Origin of the sequence: Sulfitobacter sp. TBRI5 (genome assembly GCF_051013555.1) — a bacterium.
GTDB lineage: Bacteria > Pseudomonadota > Alphaproteobacteria > Rhodobacterales > Rhodobacteraceae > JL08.
Genome location: NZ_CP112884.1, coordinates 2,880,098 through 2,899,787, shown reverse-complemented (window position 1 = coordinate 2,899,787; position 19,690 = coordinate 2,880,098). Strand labels below are relative to the sequence as shown.

21 protein-coding genes and 4 tRNA genes are annotated in these 19,690 nt (G+C 57.5%); 11 read left to right on the top strand and 14 right to left on the bottom strand.

Annotated features, from left to right (window positions below; translation table 11 throughout):
- Positions 1-82: 82 nt before the first annotated feature.
- Complete coding sequence (hemA, locus tag OLX72_RS14640) at positions 83-1,306, bottom strand: 5-aminolevulinate synthase (protein ID WP_114870591.1); 1,224 nt, start codon at positions 1,304-1,306, stop codon at positions 83-85.
- A gap of 640 nt (positions 1,307-1,946) precedes the next feature.
- Here hemA and OLX72_RS14635 point away from each other — a divergent pair.
- Positions 1,947-3,323, top strand: coding sequence for a M20/M25/M40 family metallo-hydrolase (locus OLX72_RS14635; RefSeq protein ID WP_114870592.1), 1,377 nt, complete (start codon positions 1,947-1,949; stop codon positions 3,321-3,323).
- Between the two features lie 37 nt (positions 3,324-3,360).
- Positions 3,361-4,230, top strand: a complete 870-nt coding sequence (locus OLX72_RS14630) for an alpha/beta fold hydrolase (protein ID WP_433988964.1) — start codon at positions 3,361-3,363, stop codon at positions 4,228-4,230.
- Positions 4,231-4,237: 7 nt separating this feature from the next.
- Here the strand turns inward: OLX72_RS14630 and OLX72_RS14625 are convergent.
- Positions 4,238-4,314, bottom strand: a tRNA-Asp gene (locus OLX72_RS14625).
- A gap of 176 nt (positions 4,315-4,490) precedes the next feature.
- On the opposite strand from OLX72_RS14625, the gene OLX72_RS14620 reads away from it, so the two are divergent.
- Positions 4,491-4,778 carry a hypothetical protein gene (locus OLX72_RS14620; RefSeq protein WP_433988963.1) on the top strand — a complete coding sequence of 96 codons (288 nt, stop codon included), beginning with the start codon at positions 4,491-4,493 and terminating at the stop codon, positions 4,776-4,778.
- A 63-nt stretch (positions 4,779-4,841) separates the two neighbouring features.
- Here OLX72_RS14620 and OLX72_RS14615 read toward each other — a convergent pair.
- The 9 genes from OLX72_RS14615 to lon form a co-directional block, all read right to left on the bottom strand.
- Positions 4,842-4,918 (bottom strand) — tRNA-Asp (locus OLX72_RS14615).
- A gap of 118 nt (positions 4,919-5,036) precedes the next feature.
- Positions 5,037-5,975, bottom strand: coding sequence for a pirin family protein (locus OLX72_RS14610; RefSeq protein WP_433988962.1), 939 nt, complete (start codon positions 5,973-5,975; stop codon positions 5,037-5,039).
- 145 nt (positions 5,976-6,120) lie between these two features.
- Positions 6,121-6,669, bottom strand: coding sequence for a hypothetical protein (locus OLX72_RS14605; protein ID WP_433988961.1), 549 nt, complete (start codon positions 6,667-6,669; stop codon positions 6,121-6,123).
- Positions 6,670-6,889: 220 nt separating this feature from the next.
- Positions 6,890-6,965: transfer RNA gene (locus OLX72_RS14600), tRNA-Val, on the bottom strand.
- A gap of 58 nt (positions 6,966-7,023) precedes the next feature.
- Positions 7,024-7,218, bottom strand: coding sequence for a hypothetical protein (locus tag OLX72_RS14595; protein WP_368073708.1), 195 nt, complete (start codon positions 7,216-7,218; stop codon positions 7,024-7,026).
- A gap of 14 nt (positions 7,219-7,232) precedes the next feature.
- The gene (locus OLX72_RS14590) at positions 7,233-7,403 is read right to left on the bottom strand and encodes a histidine phosphatase family protein (RefSeq protein ID WP_368073709.1); all 171 of its coding nucleotides are present in this window, start codon (positions 7,401-7,403) and stop codon (positions 7,233-7,235) included.
- Positions 7,404-7,427: 24 nt separating this feature from the next.
- A tRNA-Val gene (locus OLX72_RS14585) sits at positions 7,428-7,502 on the bottom strand.
- 19 nt (positions 7,503-7,521) lie between these two features.
- Positions 7,522-8,010, bottom strand: a complete 489-nt coding sequence (locus OLX72_RS14580) for an HU family DNA-binding protein (protein ID WP_433988960.1) — start codon at positions 8,008-8,010, stop codon at positions 7,522-7,524.
- Positions 8,011-8,188: 178 nt separating this feature from the next.
- Positions 8,189-10,600 (bottom strand): endopeptidase La, encoded by a 2,412-nt coding sequence (lon, locus tag OLX72_RS14575; protein WP_433988959.1) that lies wholly within the window; start codon positions 10,598-10,600, stop codon positions 8,189-8,191.
- 292 nt (positions 10,601-10,892) lie between these two features.
- Between lon and OLX72_RS14570 the strand changes: the two genes are divergently transcribed.
- Complete coding sequence (locus tag OLX72_RS14570) at positions 10,893-11,513, top strand: isochorismatase family protein (protein WP_114870597.1); 621 nt, start codon at positions 10,893-10,895, stop codon at positions 11,511-11,513.
- Between the two features lie 270 nt (positions 11,514-11,783).
- On the opposite strand, the gene tgt is transcribed toward OLX72_RS14570, so the two are convergent.
- Positions 11,784-12,914, bottom strand: coding sequence for a tRNA guanosine(34) transglycosylase Tgt (gene tgt, locus OLX72_RS14565; RefSeq protein ID WP_114870598.1), 1,131 nt, complete (start codon positions 12,912-12,914; stop codon positions 11,784-11,786).
- A gap of 189 nt (positions 12,915-13,103) precedes the next feature.
- Between tgt and OLX72_RS14560 the strand changes: the two genes are divergently transcribed.
- From OLX72_RS14560 to tpiA, 7 genes are all read left to right on the top strand, one after another.
- Complete coding sequence (locus OLX72_RS14560; RefSeq protein WP_433988958.1) at positions 13,104-13,964, top strand: hypothetical protein; 861 nt, start codon at positions 13,104-13,106, stop codon at positions 13,962-13,964.
- 55 nt (positions 13,965-14,019) lie between these two features.
- Positions 14,020-14,913, top strand: a complete 894-nt coding sequence (locus OLX72_RS14555) for an SPFH domain-containing protein (protein WP_114870600.1) — start codon at positions 14,020-14,022, stop codon at positions 14,911-14,913.
- Positions 14,913-15,197: an NfeD family protein gene (locus OLX72_RS14550; protein ID WP_114870601.1), complete on the top strand. Its 285-nt coding sequence runs from the start codon at positions 14,913-14,915 to the stop codon at positions 15,195-15,197. Before OLX72_RS14555 ends, OLX72_RS14550 begins: the two co-directional genes overlap by 1 nt.
- A gap of 32 nt (positions 15,198-15,229) precedes the next feature.
- Positions 15,230-15,769 (top strand): pseudouridine synthase, encoded by a 540-nt coding sequence (locus OLX72_RS14545; RefSeq protein WP_114870602.1) that lies wholly within the window; start codon positions 15,230-15,232, stop codon positions 15,767-15,769.
- Positions 15,770-15,909: 140 nt separating this feature from the next.
- Positions 15,910-16,272: an SUF system Fe-S cluster assembly protein gene (locus tag OLX72_RS14540; protein ID WP_114872311.1), complete on the top strand. Its 363-nt coding sequence runs from the start codon at positions 15,910-15,912 to the stop codon at positions 16,270-16,272.
- Positions 16,273-16,330: 58 nt separating this feature from the next.
- A complete protein-coding gene (locus OLX72_RS14535) occupies positions 16,331-16,681 on the top strand; it encodes a HesB/IscA family protein (RefSeq protein ID WP_114870603.1) in 351 nt (116 codons plus the stop codon).
- Positions 16,682-16,743: 62 nt separating this feature from the next.
- On the top strand, positions 16,744-17,499 hold the full coding sequence (gene tpiA, locus OLX72_RS14530; RefSeq protein ID WP_114870604.1) for a triose-phosphate isomerase: 756 nt from the start codon (positions 16,744-16,746) through the stop codon (positions 17,497-17,499).
- A 104-nt stretch (positions 17,500-17,603) separates the two neighbouring features.
- Here the strand turns inward: tpiA and OLX72_RS14525 are convergent, their stop codons facing one another.
- Complete coding sequence (locus tag OLX72_RS14525; RefSeq protein WP_114870605.1) at positions 17,604-18,983, bottom strand: TRAP transporter large permease; 1,380 nt, start codon at positions 18,981-18,983, stop codon at positions 17,604-17,606.
- A gap of 4 nt (positions 18,984-18,987) precedes the next feature.
- Positions 18,988-19,668, bottom strand: coding sequence for a TRAP transporter small permease (locus tag OLX72_RS14520; protein ID WP_114870606.1), 681 nt, complete (start codon positions 19,666-19,668; stop codon positions 18,988-18,990).
- Positions 19,669-19,690 lie beyond the last annotated feature (22 nt).

The following is a 19,690-nucleotide window of genomic DNA, read 5'->3' as shown; positions in this document are numbered from 1 at the left end:
AAATCGTCCCAACGATTCGTACACGCGTGTTTGTTTCCAGAACGCTAACACAAAGCAAGATGCTTTGCACTGTCAGGAAAGGCTATCCAGCCATGTTGGCGCGATTTAGCGCACAATGTGACCATAGTTTGTCCATGGCGCGCACCAGTGCATCCATCTCTTTCGGGCCATGCACCGGCGACGGGGTAAATCGCAGTCTTTCGGTGCCGCGGGGCACCGTCGGAAAGTTGATCGGCTGTGCGTAAATACCATGATCCTGCAACAGCATATCGCTCAGTTTCTTGGTATGAACCGGATCGCCCACCATCACCGGAACGATGTGGCTGCCATGATCGATGATCGGCAAACCAAGCCCCTTCAGGCGCATCTTCAGTATCTTGGCCTGTGTCTGGTGCTGTTCGCGCAATTCCGGATGGCGTTTGAGATAGGCAACCGACGCGGCGGCACCCGCCGCAACAGCAGGTGGCAGCGATGTTGTAAAGATGAAGCCCGGCGCGTAAGACCTTATGGCGTCACACATTTTATGCGATGCCGCGATATAGCCGCCCATCACACCATAGGCTTTGGCCAATGTACCGTTGATGATGTCCAGACGGTGCATCAACCGGTCGCGTTCAGCCACACCAGCCCCGCGCGGGCCGTACATGCCAACGGCGTGCACCTCGTCGATATATGTCAGCGCGCCGAATTCGTCCGCCAGATCGCAGATCGCCTCGATCGGGCCGAAATCGCCATCCATCGAATAGATCGATTCAAACGCGATCAGTTTGGGCGCGTCGGGATCATCCGCTTCCAGCAGCTCGCGCAGGTGATCCAGATCGTTATGGCGGAAGATCCGCTTGGCCCCGCCATTGCGGCGCACGCCTTCAATCATGCTGGCGTGGTTCAGCGCATCGGAATAAATAATCAGGCCCGGGAACAGCTTCGGCAAAGTGCTTAAAGTTGCATCATTCGCGATATAGGCGCTGGTGAACAGCAGCGCGCTTTCCTTGCCGTGCAGATCAGCCAGTTCGGCCTCAAGCCGTTTGTGATAGACGGTGGTGCCGGAAATGTTGCGGGTGCCGCCCGATCCTGCGCCCGTGGCATTGATCGCCTCGTGCATCGCCGATTGCACGACCTCGTGCTGGCCCATGCCCAGATAATCGTTGCCGCACCAGACAGTAATGTTCTGTTCTGTCCCGTCGGGGCGGCGCCAGATCGCGTGCGGGAATGCCCCGTTGCGCCGTTCGATATCGATAAAAGTGCGGTAACGGCCTTCGTCATGTAGACGGGCAAGCGCCTGATCAAGCTTTGCGGTATAATCCACCCGGCATCTCCGTTCATCTGGTCTGCCATCAAAGGCAAGTTGTCGGCGGCACGCAACCGCATTCGGTTTTATGAATGGATATAGATCGCGCGCCCTTGGTTCAACCAGTTAGGCGGGGGCGCGGTGTCGCAGCCTTGATCCAGATCAAGACCAGTCAAAACAGGGCGGCGATGACGTAGGGTAAGGTTTTCCGGACTGGCGGGGTTTCAAAATCAGGCGCACACTGATTTTCATAGTAAGTGTAACGATTTTTTGTTTTTAGAATATAATAATCAGAGACTTGCGGATTATCGCAACGTTACGTCTATCGCATTTCCACGTGGTTTGTTTCGCGGAACGCAACGACGGGCCGATCAGGGCAAAACCCCCTGTTCGCACCCGAGGGTGACACCATGAAAAAGACCGGATCGGATGTTCTGCTATTGGAAAATGCAGGCCAGCTGTCCAAAGCGGGGGTGCCATGCCAAGGAATCACCTTGCGGATTTCAACAGGCGTAACGGGCCGGGGGGCATTTCTGATTTGCAAGTGATCCGGTGCTGCCTTGGTCACGATTGAATGGGTAACGATATCTCATTAGGGGGCTCTGGACTCGGGGTGGCCGCCTGCTACGGTCACCCCGACCAAATTCAGGAGTCTTCCATGTCCATTGATGCCGTTCTTGCGAAAATCGATCAGGATTTACCGGCCGCCACCGAGCGGTTGCTTGATTTGCTGCGCATCCCGTCCATTTCCACCGATCCGGCGTTCAAGGCCGATTGCGACACCGCCGCAGACTGGCTGGTCGCTGATCTGGAAAGCCTTGGTATCACGGCAAGCAAACGCCCCACACCCGGCCACCCGATGGTTGTTGGTCACGTCGATGGTGCGGCTGACGCACCCCATCTGCTGTTTTACGGGCACTACGATGTACAGCCCGTCGACCCGCTTGATCTGTGGGATCGCGATCCGTTTGATCCCGAAGTGCAGGACACGCCGAAGGGCAAGGTTATCCGGGGTCGCGGATCGTCTGACGACAAGGGCCAGTTGATGACCTTTGTCGAAGCCTGCCGCGCATGGAAGGCGGTGCACGGCACCCTGCCCTGCCGCATCACGTTTTTCTTTGAAGGCGAAGAAGAAAGCGGTTCGCCCAGCCTTGTGCCGTTCATGCAGGACAACAAGGACGAACTGAGCGCCGACATCGCCCTGATCTGCGATACCGGCCTGTTCGAAAGCGCAGTACCCGCGATCACCACCATGCTGCGCGGGCTGTTGGGCGAAGATTTCACCATCACCGGCCCGTCGCGCGATCTGCATTCGGGCATGTATGGCGGCATCGCGATGAACCCGATCCGGGTTCTGTCAAAAATCATCGCAGGGCTGCACGATGAAAACGGGCGCATCACCCTGCCCGGCTTTTATGACGGCGTGCCCGAACTGTCTGACGATATCCGCAGCCAGTGGCAGGGCCTGAACTTTGATCATGCGGCCTATCTTGGCGATGTCGGGCTGAAAGAGCCGGCAGGAGAGGTCGACCGCACCCCGCTGGAAATGATCTGGTCGCGCCCCACCTGCGATGTGAACGGCATCTGGGGCGGATACACGGGCGACGGTTTCAAAACCGTGTTGCCATCACAGGCAAGTGCCAAGATCAGTTTCCGTCTTGTCGGCACCCAGGATCCCGAAGCGATCCGCACCGCGTTCCGCACCTATCTGGAAAACGCGCTGCCTGACGGATTCACGGTTGAATACCGCACCGAAAAAGGATCGCCGGCCTCACAAATGTCGATCGATCATCCCGCATTTGAAAAGGCGCGCGGCGCCCTGAGCGATGAATGGCCCCGCGCTGCAGCCTATATCGGATGCGGTGGATCGATCCCGATTGCCGGATATTTCAAGAATATTCTGGATATGGACGCCATGCTGATCGGGTTCGGCAAGGATGACGACCAGATCCATTCCGCCAATGAAAAATATGACATGGAAAGCTTTCACAAAGGCATGCGCAGCTGGGCCCGTATTCTGGATGCGCTGACCTGATGGTCCGCCTGTCGGGGTGGCGCAACCGGGGGCGTGCATGACACAGTTCGCGGATGTGAACGGTCAGCGCATCGCCTATGAGGTCACTGGAACCGGGCCGCCTGTTCTTTTGCTGCACGGATTCCCGCAAACGCGCGCCATGTGGGGCCGCGTGCTGCCTGATCTGCAGGACAGGTTTACCCTGATCACGTCCGATTTGCGCGGATATGGGGAATCCTCGAAACCGCAAGGCGTGATACAGAACAGCTTTCGACCGCTGACAGCTGACCAGATCGCCCTGATGCGCCATCTTGGCCATGAGCGGTTTCATCTGGTGGGCCATGACCGGGGCGCACGAACAGCGCACCGGCTGGCGCTGGATGCACCCGATGCCGTGCTATCGCTGACCCTGATGGATATCGCGCCAACGCACCACGTTCTGGCCGGGCTGGATCACCGCGTCGCGCGCGCCTATTACCACTGGTTCTTTCTGTCCCAGCCGGCCCCCTTTCCCGAAACGCTGATCGGCTATGATCCGGACAGCTATTTCGAAAGCTGCCTGCTGGGATGGGGGGCCGCCGATCTGTCCGATTTTGCCCCCGACGCGCTCGAAAGCTATCGCAGGGCGTGGCGCGCCCCCGCGACGATTACGTCGATGTGCGACAATTACCGCGCTGCGATTGATGTTGATTTCGCGCTGGATGCTGCCGATATGAACCGGTGCGTGACCTGCCCTGCCCTGGTCTTGTTTGGCGCGGATGGGGTCGTTGGGCGCAACTATGATGTGGCCGCGATCTGGGCAGACCGCCTTTCTGCCATGCAGGTCGCGGCGATACCGGGCGGTCACTTTTTTGCAGAACAGCACCCACAGGAAACCGCACGGGCATTGGGCGCCTTCCTGACCGAAGTCAGCAGCGGATCACGATAAAGGAAAATGGCGCGGTTGACGGGGCTCGAACCCGCGACCCCCGGCGTGACAGGCCGGTACTCTAACCAACTGAGCTACAACCGCGCGTGGGATGCGGGATAGGCGAAGTGGGTTTTGGCGTCAATAGGATTTGTCGCAACCAACGCGAAAGACCGCGTGTGGTCCTGCGCGGTAATTCCGCCTGTCTTGGGAGATTTGGCCTTTCATGCTAGGGATGGCACTGCGGGTCAATTACGGCCCGATCACCGGGAGGACAGATTATGTATGCAAGGGTAACGCATTACCAATTGAAACCTGAATCCATTGAACAGGCCAAAGCCGATCTGGAAAAGCTGAAACCCAGGATCATGGCAATGCCGGGCATGATCAAATTCATTAACTCTGTGAACGATGATGGCAGTGGCTGCGTCGTTTCGTTGGTTGAAAGCAAGGAAACTTCCGATGCCAACGCAGAGGCCGTGCTGGCCATGTGGAACGAATTCAAGGATCACCTGAAAAGCGCGCCCATCGCCAAAGGGTTCGAGGTGTTTGCCGATTGGGGGAACTAGGCACCCCGCCGCACCGGAAGCGCACAAAAAAGGCCCCGTAACGGGGCCTTTTCTAGGCAGCGGTGGCGCGGTTGACGGGGCTCGAACCCGCGACCCCCGGCGTGACAGGCCGGTACTCTAACCAACTGAGCTACAACCGCCCGCTGCACGAACCTTGCGGAACGTTCGGACCTCATATGGTGCGACCCATGCCCCGTCAAGCGCGGTTTGCAAATTTTGGCAAAAACCGCGGATCAAAGGACGTGCTTCCCCACCTTCTCAACGCTCTGGCAACGGGATGAATTCAGCGTCGTCCCCCGGCGGCAACTGAAACCGGCCATGCGCCCAATCGCCTGCGCGCCATGCTTCTTTCGCCGCATCGATCCGGTCTTTGGACGACGCCACGAAATTCCACCAGATATGGCGCGACCCCTCCAGCGTCGCGCCCCCCAGCAGCATCAGCCGCGCGCCCCTGTCACCCGCCGTGGCGCTGATCCTGTCGCCGGGACGAAAGACCATCATACGCCCCGCTTCGAATGATTGCCCCGCCACGTTGATACTGCCTTCGACAACGTAAATCCCGCGGTCTTCGTGGTTGTCGGGCAAGGGCAGTTTCGCGGACGGTGCCAGAACCGCATCGGCATAAAACATCTCGGACGCTGTCTTGACAGGCGCGGTCTCGCCCCAGGCATCCCCAAGGATCAACCGCACTTCCTTGCCTTCGCCTTCCAGCAACGGCAGCGCCTCTTTGGGGGCGTGCTCAAAGGCGGCAGGCTGGTCTTCGGCGTCCTTTGGCAGGGCCACCCAGGTCTGGATACCGAAAAACGGCATCGGATCAGTCTGGGTTTCATCGTCAGTGCGTTCGGAATGTGTAATGCCGTGCCCCGCCACCATCCAGTTGACCGCCCCCGGTTCGATCCATGCATCCGTGCCCAGCGAATCCCTGTGATGCATCCGGCCCCGGTAAAGATAACTGATGGTCGCCAGCCCGATATGGGGATGCGGGCGCACGTCCAGCCCCTTGCCGCGCAGGAATTCGGCTGGCCCCATCTGATCGAAGAAAATGAATGGGCCAACCATCTGACGTTTTGGCGCGGGCAAGGCGCGACGCACTTCGAAACCGCCCAGATCACGGGCGCGCGGGATGATCAGCGTGTCTATCGCATCGACCGCATCGCCAGTCGGGCAATCGGGATCAAGCGTCGGGTTCCAGCTCATGTCGATATCTCCTGTTTCGGACAGGTCAGAAGATAGGCCCGAACCGGACAGGAACAAACTGCCGTAATAACACCGGGAATGTGCGCGTTTGCACACAGTAATGTCAGATGATCTTCCTTTTTCGAAAAATGCACAGACCAGCAGCCTAGGTGCGTTTCATAATGTTCAGTTTGGACGTGCCCCGCCCCATGACACGTAGAAGGCTGACCAATTGATGCGGTAGCAGATCAAGCGTTCTGACGCGATCCCGGGCAACGATTATGGTCGATCCGGACCATGCCGATGGCGAACTGGGCAAAAACACAACCACCTTGTCGTCGAGGCGTTCGACCTCAAAGGCAAACTGATCGAAATCATCAAAAGTCACCAGAACCGGCTGCAACGGCTTTTCATCCCCCCGATCGCCAACAAAGCCGCCCACCACGCTTTTGATGACGGCATAGCCCGGTACCACGTTGACCAGAAACGCATCCACATTGTGCAACCGTTTGGAAAACATGGTTATTTGCGCCAGAACGCCTGCGAGATAACACACAAGTATGATCAGGCAAACCGCCAGTATATCCAGAACGGCCACTCCGATGATCCGGTCCACCGGGATCAGGTTCTTGACCGGTTCGGCGATGCGCCGGCAGACTTCAAAGGCTTTGGTCAGGCCGATTGCGATAAACGCAAGCGGGATCAGAAACAGCACACCCCCAGAATTGTAGCTTTCATTCCTGCATCCCCCGCGCCGCGATCTTGTTACGTAAACCGTAGAATCAATGGTCGGAAAGTCCACCGGCAAAAGACCACGTTCCGGCCCACAACGAACCGTAAAGCTGATCAAATCGCCGATGCGCTGAAAGCTGCGGGTTCGTTAGCGCCCTTGAACGCACTTCGCCTGACAGCGATGACTTTGGATTTATGGGGAATGGTGGGTGATGAGAGACTCGAACTCCCGACATCTTCGGTGTAAACGAAGCGCTCTACCAACTGAGCTAATCACCCGCTTCGGGCGATGTACCCATTCGCGACCGCCCGCGCAAGGGTGTTTCAAGCAAAAGTTTCAGATCGCGGCACCGGCATGGTCAAGCACATGCTCTTGACCGTTTTCAAGAACATAAACACAGCCCTGCCGATTGCCGGAATACCCCATCCCGGAACGGTCCAACCCCGTCACCACGCCACGCAGCACATGCCCCGGCAATCCATGTGATACGATGACGCTGGGGCCGGTCAGATCTGCCAGGAAATCACACACCCGCGCATGTAATGTCAGGCCACGTTCTGTGCCAGAACCGGCCGCATGATATCCGCCTGACGAACGGTATCCTTTACACCCTGCGGCGTCAGTTCGGAGTTGAGCTGACCTTGTATGCGCCGCTCTGCGTTCCAAAAGGTTTCACCATGACGCAGGAACCAGATTTTCGGCATATCCCGGCGCATCTAACGGCCTGTCCCAGATGGAAATGGTGGGTGATAAGAGATTTGAACTCCTGACATCTTCGATGTGAACGAAGCGCTCTACCACTGAGCTAATCACCCGCGCGCACCGGTTTTAGCGTCAGTCATCCGTGTCTGCAAGCGGCTCTTTGTGCGACGTATCGGATGCTGGCTGATCCTCTGCGCCAGTGCCGCGCACGCCGGTGCTTTGGCGCAGTTTGCAGATCATGACCTTGGCGCCGCGTCCGGTTTTGGTGCGGTTGATCTTGAGCTTGCCAAGCGGTTCAAGGTTCAGCTCTCGCCCGCTGGAAATTGCGTTGCCCAAGACCGACAGCATCGCTTCGATCACCGGCTTGGCATCGCGTTTCTTGACGCCCGATTGCGCCACAACGGCTTCGATCAGCTCTTTCTTGCGCATCATCGGCCCGGCAAGAACAGGCTGGGCGGTTTCGACAATGGTTGGCTTGAACGGGCTGTCCGTTTTGGGCGACGCCACCACCGACGCCGATTTGCTGGGCGCGGATGATTTCGCCGATCTTGTATCGCCCTTGGCGGATGGCCGGGCCTTTTTTTCGCTGGACGTGACGGGTTTTGTCGGGGCTTTGCTCATGGGGGTGCCTGTTGTTTTCGTTTCTATATTGGAAACAGCTTAACCTGAATTGCATCAGATAAACAGGGTATGGCGCGGACCGGGTGCGTTTGCACGTCTTAAATTGGCCAAAACAGAAACAGTATGAAAAAAGGCGCGCCCGAACCCGAACGCGCCTTTTGAACGTTTGATCTGTGTCTTAATGCGCCGTCGCGCTGTCCCCGCTGGAACTGCGCGCGGCAAGGGCTGCGGCCGCCGCTGCATCTTCGGCGGCCTGATCCCACTCCACAGGCTCGGGTGCGCGCACCAGAGCATGTTTCAGGACATCGGACACGTGCGAAACGGGGATGATCTTCAATCCTTCTTTCACATTGTCCGGGATCTCGGGCAGATCCTTTTCGTTTTCTTCAGGGATCAGCACTGTCTTGATCCCGCCACGCAGCGCCGCCAGCAGTTTTTCCTTCAAACCGCCAATCGGCATCGCATTTCCGCGCAACGAAACCTCGCCCGTCATGGCGATGTCCTTGCGGACCGGTATTCCGCTCAGCACAGACACGATGGACGTGACCATCGCCAATCCGGCAGAGGGGCCATCCTTGGGCGTCGCGCCATCGGGCACGTGCACGTGGATGTCGATCGTGTCGAACACCGGCGGTTTCACACCGATCTGCGGGCTGATCGAGCGGACATAGGAACTGGCTGCATCGATGCTTTCCTTCATCACATCGCCCAGTTTGCCGGTCGTTTTCATCCGCCCCTTGCCTGGCAGGCGCAGCGCTTCGATCGACAGCAGTTCACCACCGACCGACGTGTAGGCCAGCCCGGTGACGACACCCACCTGATCTTCCTGTTCAGCCAACCCGTAGCGGAACTTTTTGACACCCAGAAAGTCCTCGATATTGGCAGCGGTGACATGCACGGTTTCTGCCTCTTTCTTGACGATCCTGGTCAGCGCCTTTCGGGCAATCTTGGCAATGTCGCGTTCAAGGTTTCGCACGCCTGCCTCGCGTGTGTAGGTGCGGATGATCTCGGTCAGCGCACTGTCGTCGATGCTGAACTCTTTCGACTTAAGGCCGTGGTTCTTGATCTGCTTGGGCACCAGATGCTGTTTCGCGATCTCGCGCTTTTCATCCTCGGTGTAACCCGACAGCGGAATGATCTCCATGCGGTCCAGTAGCGGACCCGGCATGTTGTAGCTGTTCGACGTAGTCAGAAACATCACGTTGCTCAGATCGTATTCAACCTCAAGATAGTGATCCATGAACGTATTGTTCTGTTCGGGATCAAGCACTTCAAGCATGGCAGACGCGGGATCACCGCGAAAATCCTGACCCATCTTGTCAATCTCGTCCAGCAGGATCAGCGGATTGGTGGTTTTCGCCTTTTTCAGCGCCTGAATGATCTTGCCCGGCATTGACCCGATATAGGTCCGCCTGTGGCCGCGAATTTCAGACTCGTCGCGCACCCCGCCCAGCGAGATGCGGATGAATTCGCGCCCCGTGGCCTTGGCAACCGATTTGCCCAAGCTGGTCTTACCCACACCCGGAGGGCCGACCAGACACATGATCGGGCCCTTCATCTTGGCGCTGCGTTGCTGCACGGCCAGATATTCAACGATCCGTTCCTTGACCTTTTCAAGCCCGAAGTGATCGTCATCCAGCACCTTCTGCGCCTTGCCCAGATCCTTTTTGACACGCGATTTCTTGCCCCACGGGATCGACAACATCCAATCCAGATAGTTGCGCACCACGGTGGCTTCGGCCGACATCGGCGACATGTTTTTCAGTTTTTTCAGCTCGGCTTCGGCTTTTTCACGGGCTTCCTTGCTGAACTTTGTTTCTGCAATTTTCGCCTCAAGCTCGGCCACTTCGTTCTTGCCGTCTTCGCCATCGCCCAACTCTTGCTGAATGGCCTTCATCTGCTCATTCAGGTAATATTCGCGCTGGGTGCGCTCCATCTGTGACTTCACGCGGGTCTTGATCTTCTTCTCGACCTGCATGACAGACATCTCGCCCTGCATCAGGCCATAGACCTTTTCCAGACGTTCCGAAATGCTCAGGGTTTCCAGCAGTTCCTGTTTCTGATGCACTTCGATGCCCAGATGGCCTGCGACCAGATCGGCCAGTTTGGCCGGTTCCGAGCTTTCGCCAACGGCCACCAGCGCCTCTTCCGGGACATTCTTCTTGACCTTGGAATAACGCTCGAACTCGTCCGCGACGGTGCGCACAAGCGCCTCGGTGATGGCAACATCGCCCGGCATTTCGCTCAGGTATTCGGCCCGCGCTTCGAAAAAGTTTTCGTTGTCCAGATATTCGGTGATGCGCACACGCGCCTGCCCTTCGACCAGAACCTTGACGGTGCCGTCGGGCAGCTTCAGCAATTGCAGGACATTGGCCAGCACGCCGACCTTGTAGATACCTTCGGCTTCCGGGTCATCAATTGCGGGGTCGATCTGGCTGGACAACAGAATCTGTTTGTCGTCCGACATCACCTCTTCCAGTGCGCGCACTGATTTCTCGCGGCCCACAAACAGCGGGACGATCATATGGGGGAACACCACAATGTCGCGCAGTGGCAACACGGGGTAAGAGGCGTTCAGGGGCTCTTGCATGCTCAATCCTTATCTTTGGCAAGACGGGTCTGGTCCCGATGTGCGGCAACGCTCGCCCGTCTCCTGTTCTTGGAAGAATAAGGTGGGTCAGCAATGCACCTATTTCAACCATGTTCATCTTTTTTATGCGCGCTAGCGTGACGGCCTGCTGCCCCGATTGCAAGACGCGATCACAGCTAATATTTGTGATTCTGACTAAAAACGTCATGCACCCGTCGCATTTCCGTAAACAGTTTCAGTTTCAACGCGGGACTATCCGGAAACCGAAAAAAACCGACAAGAAAGAAGCCTTATGATCCACCAGTTTGCCGACGATACTGCCCTGTTGTTGATTGACGTCCAGAAGGGCGTGCACGTCCTGACCCACTGGGGCGGCCCGACGGGCCGTATGAACAACCCGGACTGTCAGGATAATCTGGCCGCACTGGTCGATGCGTTTCGCGCGGCAGACCGCCAGGTGGCTTTCACCCGCCACAACAGCCGCGAGGCGGCCAGCCCTCTCAAGTTTTCGTTGCCGACCGGCGAACAACTGGAGGGGCTTGAAGTTGCCGAGGGCGATATCGTCATTCCCAAGGATGTGAACAGCGGCTTTGTCGGCACCAATCTAGAAATCGAACTGCGCCGCGCCGGGATCAAACGGCTGGTGATTGCGGGCTATTTCACCAATTTCTGCGTTGAAACCACAACCCGCATGGCCGGAAACATGGGATATGATGTTTACCTGGCCCACGATGCCTGCGCCACGACCAACCGGATCGGGCTGGACGGCACCGACTACGAACCGGAACTGGTTCATGACATGGCGATTGCATCCCTGAACGGCGAGTTTTGTACAGCTTTGAGCACGCAACAGGTCATCGGCCTGCTTAGGGCTGATTCGAAGGATCTCAATCGCGTACAGGGCAATGAATAGGGCGATTTGCACAGGTTTTCGGGCAAAAACCGAATGAAATCATGGGTTTTTGGGCAATTCGCTGCCGCATGGGCCTCTGTTTCAGCGCGAACTTGCCTAAATCTATGAAATCATTGCGGTGTTTGCCCTAAATTGGTCACAATTGCCTTCTACCTGTTTCCAATAAGGCAACAAACGATCCGAAGTTGGCAACAAACGAGACTTTCGTTGCCAACGCTCCAAAGGAAGAAAAGACGTCCGGTCTTTTGGTCAGAAAACGTTCTGATCCGGTTACAACGGCTCTATGTCCCCCAGAGCACGTTGGGCGTGGAACTTCTTGTTCCACGCCTCGAAACCGCCCTCGGCGATCGCTGCCCGCATCTGCGCCATCAAATCCTGATAGTAATGCAGGTTGTGCCATGTCAGCAGCATGGACGAAATAATCTCCTGACTGCGGAACACATGATGCAGGTATGCGCGCGAATAGTTGCTGCACGCAGGACAGGAACAGGTTTCATCCAACGGGCGCGGATCATCCTGATGGCGTGCATTCTTGATGTTTACCGCGCCGCGCGGTGTAAACACCTGCCCCGTGCGCCCCGAACGGCTGGGCAGAACGCAATCCATCATGTCTATGCCGCGCGCCACGGCGCCGACGATATCATCCGGCTTGCCCACTCCCATCAGATAGCGTGGTTTTTCTGCGGGCAGCATGTCGGGCGCGAAATCCAGCACATCAAACATCATCTTCTGGCCTTCACCCACCGCAAGACCGCCAACCGCATAGCCGTCAAAGCCGATTTCCCTTAGTTTTTCGGCGCTTTCGGCACGTTGTTCACGAAACACCGATCCCTGCTGGATACCGAACAACGCATGCCCCGGCCTGTCACCAAAGGCATCGCGCGACCGCTTTGCCCATCGCATCGACAGCTGCATGCTGTTCAGGCTTTCCTGTTCGGTGCAGGGGAACGGCGTACATTCATCAAAACACATCACGATGTCAGATCCCAGCAACCTCTGGATTTCCATAGAGCGTTCCGGCGTTATCTCGTGTCTGGAGCCGTCGATATGCGATTTGAAGGTGACACCGTTTTCAGTCAGCTTGCGTAATCCGGCAAGGCTCATCACCTGAAACCCGCCGGAATCCGTCAGGATCGGTTTTTGCCAGTTCATGAAACTGTGCAGCCCCCCCAATGCGTCGATCCGCTCTGCGGTCGGGCGCAGCATCAGATGATAGGTATTGCCCAGCAATATGTCGGCACCCGTGGCGGCCACGCTTTCGGGCATCATCGCCTTGACGGTCGCAGCCGTTCCAACCGGCATAAATGCCGGTGTGCGGATGTCGCCGCGCGGCGTCGAGATGATACCGGTGCGCGCCTTGCCGTCCGTCGCCGCAATGTTGAATTCAAACTTTTTCGCCATCCGCCTGCCCTTTGCTTGTCCCGCCCTCATAATCGCGCCCGTTCAAAAGGCCAAGCCACCCGACCGGTCATGATTGTGACAATTCGGCAACCGGAATTTCGCCGCTTCCCTCGCAAACGCTGTCTCTTGCTTCCGGTTGGCAGGGTTTTGCGACACATTGTGGCAACTCAAACCATGTTGGACCCGTTCATGGCCCCGAATATGCGACCGGCTGGCACTCTGGCCCTGATTTTTCTGGCAACTCAGGGCGCGGCCCAAGACACGTCCCTTGAGCTGGAAGGGTCATATGGTCTGTGGGAAAACCGGAACGGCGGCGCCGGCATTACTGACAATGGCGGCCTGAACGGCACCGACACCCGCACAATCGGACAGCTTGATTTCAGCCTGGCGCGTCAGTTCACGCCGAACTTTGCGGCAGCCGCAGCCGTTTCTTATGGCGCTTGGTCGTCGGCAGATTCAGATCTTGACCCGGATGATGCCACGCAATCGACGCTGGATGCGTCCTTGCGCGGCTTCTGGCAAGGCGCCGGCCCCGTCCGTTACAGTGCCTTTGCAGGCCTAGGTGAACAAAACGATTACGGCGATTCCGATCAGGACATGACATATGTTTTTATGGGCGCCGATGCAGAATGGCAGACAGATTTTGGAAGCGTTTTCGGACAGGTCGGATATTTTGATTCGTCCGATGAATTCGCCGAAGGTACCCAGAACGCGCCGTTTCTAAGAATAGGCGGCGTCTATGAATTCGGTCTGGATTATTCTGCCACGGCGGCCTTTTCGGTCGCCGGCGGCGAAAAATACGTCAACAAGCTCGACAATCGCACCCTGAATATCGAACTGGGTCTTGAAAAAGATTTCGGAAATTTCGTCGGGTTTGCCCGATACGAATGGACGCAAATCAGCTATAAATTTGGTGGTGATCGCTTTGGCGATACGTTTGAAACCCTGTCGCTTGGTGTGCGGCTTGTCGTGGGCGGCAAGGTGAATCACGGGCCAGACATCGCCCCGATCGGGCGTTGGGTTGCGTATAACGCAAATGAAATTGAATAGGACACAAGGGCGGACCGATCCGTCCTGCGTGTAAAACCAGTCAGGGAACCCGAACATGGATTTTGAAACTCTCATTCTGGATGCTGCCGAGGGGAACCTTGTATACCTCCTTTTGGCTATCCTGTTTATCGTCTTTATTTACAAGGCGGTACAAATCGTTCCTCAATCCGAAAAACATGTGGTGGAACGGTTCGGGCGGCTTCATTCCGTGCTTGGGCCGGGGATCAACCTGACGGTGCCGTTTCTGGACAAGGTAGCGCATAAAATCTCGATACTGGAGCGCCAGTTGCCCACCGCCAGTCAGGACGCCATTACCAAGGACAACGTGTTGGTTCAGGTCGATACATCGGTATTCTATCGCATCACCGAACCGGAAAAGACTGTTTACCGTATCCGCGACGTTGACGCCGCCATCGCCACCACCGTTGCAGGTATCGTGCGGGCTGAAATCGGCAAAAGCGATCTGGACGATGTGCAATCAAACCGCGCCGCGCTGATTGCCACGATCAAGGAATCTGTCGAAGACGCTGTCGACAACTGGGGCATCGAAGTCACCCGCGCCGAAATACTGGACGTGAACCTTGATCAGGCCACCCGCGACGCGATGCTGCAACAGCTGAACGCCGAGCGCGCACGCCGCGCGCAAGTTACCGAAGCCGAAGGCAGCAAGCGATCGGTCGAACTTGCCGCTGATGCCGAGTTATACGCCAGCGAACAAACCGCCAAGGCGCGCCGCGTTCTGGCCGATGCCGAAGCTTACGCGACACAGGTTGTCGCAAAGGCCATCAATGAAAACGGGCTGGAAGCCGCACAATACCAGATTGCACTGAAACAGGTCGAGGCGCTGAACACTCTTGGCGCAGGCACCGGCAGCCAGACCATCGTCGTGCCCGCCAACGCGCTTGAGGCATTCGCGGATGCGTTCAAAATGCTGAAAGGGCGCGGCTGATGGATGTGTCATCGCTGTTTTCGCTTTGGTGGGTCTGGCTGGCCGCGGCGCTGGCGCTCGGGATTCTGGAAATCCTTGTGCCCGGCTTCATTTTCGTCGGCTTCGCCTTTGCCGCCGTTCTGATGGCAATACTGCATCTGGCATTCGGCATGGCCATTTCCCTTCCGGCCAAATTCGCCCTGTTTGCCGGTCTGGCCCTTGTCGGCTGGTACGTGATGCGGCTGGTGTTTTCCGGACGCCGCAGCAGCGTGAAAACCTTCAAGGACGATATCAACGACGGATAAATCCTTCTGTCCGCGCCGTTGCACCACGTGACATGCCCGACCTGATCCTGTTCAACAAACCCTTTGACGTGCTGTGCCAGTTCACCGACAGCGGCGGGCAGCGCCAGACACTGGCCGAGTTCATTGATGCCCCCGGCTACTACCCTGCCGGACGGCTGGACAAGGACAGCGAAGGTCTGGTTGTTCTGACCAATGATGGCCGGCTTCAGGCGCGTATTGCCGACCCCAGGCACAAATTGCCCAAAACCTATCACGTTCAGGTCGAAGGCGTGCCAGATCAACCGGCGCTGGATCGGTTGCGCGGTGGTCTGGCCCTGAAAGACGGGCCGACCAAACCGGCCAAGGCCCGTCTGATCGCGCCCCCCGATTACATCTGGCCACGCAACCCGCCTGTCAGGTTTCGCAAAACCGTACCCGATTGCTGGATCGAAATCATCCTGACCGAAGGACGCAACCGGCAGGTCAGGCGCATGACCGCCGCAATCGGTCATCCCACATTGCGGCTGATCCGCTACAGCATCGGCGACTGGACGCTGGCAGGTTTGCAGCCCGGCACATGGCGCTACGGCTAAAGGCCCGAGGTGCGCAGCCCCGTTCTCTGAGGATGGTGGAAACCTTCCCGACACAAGCGGTACCGTCAAACACCGCGCTTGCACTGGACGCCCTGCCCGCTAATCCCTATATAATCAGTCAGGAACAGATTGAGGTCGACATGAACCAAGCCCAGAAACCGCTGGAAGGTGCGCCACTGATCGCGCCATCTTCAACAGATCATGACTTGTATGAAGCCGTAGTTGAGGCCTGTCGCACCGTCTATGACCCTGAAATTCCAGTTAATATTTATGAACTTGGCCTGATTTACACGATCGATATCAACGATGAAAACGAAGTGCGCATCAAGATGTCCCTGACAGCACCGGGCTGCCCCGTTGCCGGTGAAATGCCCGGCTGGGTCGCCGAAGCGATTGAACCGCTTGCAGGTGTCAAAACTGTCGATGTGGAACTGGTGTGGGAACCGCCCTGGGGCATGGAAATGATGTCGGACGAGGCACGTCTGGAACTGGGCTTTATGTAGCCCCTACTTGAGCAACAGAAATGCGCGCCCTATCTAGAGCGCAAAGGAGACAAGTTTCATGTTCGGTATCCCAGGCAAACAGGCTGTCACCATCACACCAAAGGCCGCGGCCCAGATCGCGCGCCTGATGGAAAAGGACGGCCATTCCGGTCTGCGCATCGGCGTCAAGAAAGGCGGCTGTGCGGGCATGGAATACACCATGGATTACGCCACCGACATTGATCCCAACGACGAAGTCGTCGAGACAGACGGCGCGCGCGTGATGATCGCCCCGATGGCGCAGATGTTCCTGTTCGGAACCGAAATCGACTACGAAACAAGCCTCTTGGAATCCGGTTTCAAGTTCAACAACCCCAATGTATCCGAAGCATGCGGATGCGGTGAATCGATCAAATTCAACGACATGTAAGCGGATTGTCCTGCAAGGTTGCGACTGCTAGGTAAAGGCAGGATCAACTGCGGGGAATTCATATGCGGCGCGCTCTGGCAGCAGGCAACTGGAAGATGAACGGGTCGCTTCGGCAACTGGACGAACTTGACCAGATCGCACAGCAGCATGCGCACAGCGGCATCGACATTCTGGTCTGCCCCCCTGCCCCCCTTATCGCGCCGGCCATCACGCGCCTGAACGGGTCTGCCTTGCAGATCGGGGCGCAGGATTGCCACGCCGAACCGGCGGGGGCCCATACCGGCGATGTATCCGCCGCCATTCTGGCAGATGTGGGCGCAACCCATGTCATCACCGGCCATTCCGAACGCCGGCAGAATCACCATGAAACCGATGATATCGTGTGCGCCAAAACCCGCGCTGTCTGGCGCGCCGGTCTCACGGCTATCCTGTGCATCGGGGAAAGTGCCGCACAGCGCAAAGCGGACAACACGCTGGATATCATTGCCGCGCAACTGTCCGGCTCCGTACCAGACGGCAGCACACCCTCAAACCTTGTCATCGCTTACGAACCGATCTGGGCCATCGGCACCGGTCTGGTTCCAACGCTGGACCAGATCGAAGAAGTACACGCCTTCATCCGCGCGCGGGTCAAACACCGTTTTGGAGCCGATATCGCAAACGGCATGCGCCTGCTCTATGGCGGTTCGGTCAATGCCACCAACGCGGCCAAGATATTCACGCTGCCCGATGTGGACGGTGCCCTTGTGGGCGGGGCCAGCCTGAAGGCAGCCGATTTCTCGCCTGTCATCTCCGCGCTGGAAAACAGCGCCGCCTGACCTTCATCTTTTCAAAAATACTTGAAAACCATGCTGGCAAAAAGGCGTCGCACCCGTATGGGTACGCCGCCTTTCCTGTTGCACGGAACCCGTTGGGCACCGCGCTATTTCGTTATGATCTCTGGCCCCATCATCAGTGTCGGCAACCATGTGCTCAGGATCGGGATATAGGTCACCATGATCAGGAACACGAACAGCACCGCCGTAAACGGAAGCGCCGCGCGCACCACCGCCATCATCGGCATGTTGGCCACACCTGACGTCACGAACAGGTTCAGACCCACAGGTGGCGTAATCATCCCAATCTCCATGTTCACCACCATGATGATGCCCAGATGGATCGGATCAATGCCCAGTTCGATGGCAATCGGGAACACGAGTGGCGCCACGATCACCAGCAGGCCGGACGGTTCCATGAACTGCCCGCCGATCAGCAGGATCACGTTCACGATGATCAGAAACACGATCGGACCGAACCCGGCCTCAAGCATGGCCCCGGCGATCTGTTGCGGGATCTGTTCATCCGTCAGCACGTGTTTCAGGATCAGCGCATTGGCGATGATGAACATCAGGGTCACGGTCAGTTTGCCCGCCTCGAACAGGGTGTCCCGTGTGTCGCGATGGAAAAACACCGTGATCAGCGACAGCGGCTTTTTCAGGAACGGGATGTTCTGCGCATCATCGCCTGCCACATGCAACGGCCCCATATCGCGATAGACAAAGCTGGCGATAAAGAACGCGTAAACGGCAGCCACGGCGGCAGCTTCGGTCGGGGTGAAAATCCCGCCATAAATGCCCCCCAGAATGATCACGATCAGGAACAGGCCCCATCCCGCGTCACGGCCGCTGGCAAACACTTCGCCCCAGCCATGCCATTCGCCCTTGGGCAAATCGCGGATCTTGGCAATTGCATAGATCGTGACCATCAGCATCGTACCGGCCATCAGGCCCGGAATGACCCCCGCCAGAAACATCCGCCCGACAGACACATCCGTGGCCGAGGCATAGACCACCATCACGATAGACGGCGGGATCAGAATGCCCAGCGTACCGGCATTGGCGATGACACCTGCGGCAAAATCCTTGGTATAGCCAACCTGCCGCATCCCCGCGATCACGATCGATCCGATGGCCACAACCGTGGCCGGTGACGATCCGCTGAGCGCGGCAAACAGCATACAGGCAAAGACGCCCGCGATGGCCAGCCCGCCGGGCAAGTGCCCGACCAGCGCGATGGAAAACCGGATGATCCTTTTGGCCACACCGCCCGTCGACATGAACGTCGAGGCCAGAATGAAAAACGGGATCGCCAGCAGGGTGTAGTGCCCCGCCATCGCCTGAAACAACGTCTGCGCAATCGATCCAAGCGAGGTATCGCTGAGAACCAGCAGGAAGATGATCGAAGATGTTCCCAGCGAAACGGCGATGGGCACACCGATCAGCATCAGGCCGATCACCATGGCAAAAAGTATTACGACTTCCATGTGATCAATCCCCTGCGTTCATATGTTTGACGTCTTCAACGGCGTCTTCGGCCTCGTGGCTGACGATCAGGCTGCCCGCGTCGCCGCGCCACAGGCGCAACGTGGCCTGTACAAAGCGAAACAGCAGCAGGCCCATGCCGAAGGGCAGGATTGCATAGGGAATGAAGCGTGGAATTTTTTCGTAGGCTTCGCCTTCGTTCATGATCGGTTCGATCCAGCGCAGCCAGTCCGGCATCGGAATATCGACAACCTCGTACCATGCCTGATCGCGGCTGTTTTCAAACCCTGTCGGGAACCAGCGCCCCGATGTGGCATCCAGACCGGCGAACGGCGCCCAGTAATCCCACGCCCCCTTGAACACCAGAAACGCATAGCTCAGGCAGACCACCGCAGCGGTCAGGGCCAGAACGCGGCGCACGGGCGGCGAAAACAGATTGATCAGGGCATCAACGCCCAGATGGGCCGTCACCTTGACCGCATAGCTTGCGCCGAACAGAACCAGCCACGCGAACAGAAATGTGACCGCTTCCAGCCCCCAGATCAGCCCGGTGTTGAACCCGTAACGCAGCACAACGTTGATAAAGGTAAGTATCGTCATCAGACCGAGCAGAACCGCGATAACAGTTTCTTCGATCTCGTTCACGATCCGGCCAAGGCCGGTTTTCGCATGATAGGAATGTGACATGTGCGTGTCCCCGGCGCATGAT

Bases quoted from the DNA above. Each gene is read 5' to 3' on its own strand.
- OLX72_RS14635 (WP_114870592.1), top strand. From the start codon at position 1,947: ATGTCCATTGATGCCGTTCTTGCGAAAATCGATCAGGATTTACCGGCC.
- OLX72_RS14630 (WP_433988964.1), top strand. From the start codon at position 3,361: ATGACACAGTTCGCGGATGTGAACGGTCAGCGCATCGCCTATGAGGTC.
- OLX72_RS14620 (WP_433988963.1), top strand. From the start codon at position 4,491: ATGTATGCAAGGGTAACGCATTACCAATTGAAACCTGAATCCATTGAA.
- OLX72_RS14610 (WP_433988962.1), bottom strand. From the start codon at position 5,975: ATGAGCTGGAACCCGACGCTTGATCCCGATTGCCCGACTGGCGATGCG.
- OLX72_RS14590 (WP_368073709.1), bottom strand. From the start codon at position 7,403: ATGCGCCGGGATATGCCGAAAATCTGGTTCCTGCGTCATGGTGAAACC.
- OLX72_RS14580 (WP_433988960.1), bottom strand. From the start codon at position 8,010: ATGAGCAAAGCCCCGACAAAACCCGTCACGTCCAGCGAAAAAAAGGCC.
- lon (WP_433988959.1), bottom strand. From the start codon at position 10,600: ATGCAAGAGCCCCTGAACGCCTCTTACCCCGTGTTGCCACTGCGCGAC.
- OLX72_RS14570 (WP_114870597.1), top strand. From the start codon at position 10,893: ATGATCCACCAGTTTGCCGACGATACTGCCCTGTTGTTGATTGACGTC.
- tgt (WP_114870598.1), bottom strand. From the start codon at position 12,914: ATGGCGAAAAAGTTTGAATTCAACATTGCGGCGACGGACGGCAAGGCG.
- OLX72_RS14560 (WP_433988958.1), top strand. From the start codon at position 13,104: ATGGCCCCGAATATGCGACCGGCTGGCACTCTGGCCCTGATTTTTCTG.
- OLX72_RS14555 (WP_114870600.1), top strand. From the start codon at position 14,020: ATGGATTTTGAAACTCTCATTCTGGATGCTGCCGAGGGGAACCTTGTA.
- OLX72_RS14550 (WP_114870601.1), top strand. From the start codon at position 14,913: ATGGATGTGTCATCGCTGTTTTCGCTTTGGTGGGTCTGGCTGGCCGCG.
- OLX72_RS14545 (WP_114870602.1), top strand. From the start codon at position 15,230: ATGCCCGACCTGATCCTGTTCAACAAACCCTTTGACGTGCTGTGCCAG.
- OLX72_RS14540 (WP_114872311.1), top strand. From the start codon at position 15,910: ATGAACCAAGCCCAGAAACCGCTGGAAGGTGCGCCACTGATCGCGCCA.
- OLX72_RS14535 (WP_114870603.1), top strand. From the start codon at position 16,331: ATGTTCGGTATCCCAGGCAAACAGGCTGTCACCATCACACCAAAGGCC.
- tpiA (WP_114870604.1), top strand. From the start codon at position 16,744: ATGCGGCGCGCTCTGGCAGCAGGCAACTGGAAGATGAACGGGTCGCTT.
- OLX72_RS14525 (WP_114870605.1), bottom strand. From the start codon at position 18,983: ATGGAAGTCGTAATACTTTTTGCCATGGTGATCGGCCTGATGCTGATC.
- OLX72_RS14520 (WP_114870606.1), bottom strand. From the start codon at position 19,668: ATGTCACATTCCTATCATGCGAAAACCGGCCTTGGCCGGATCGTGAAC.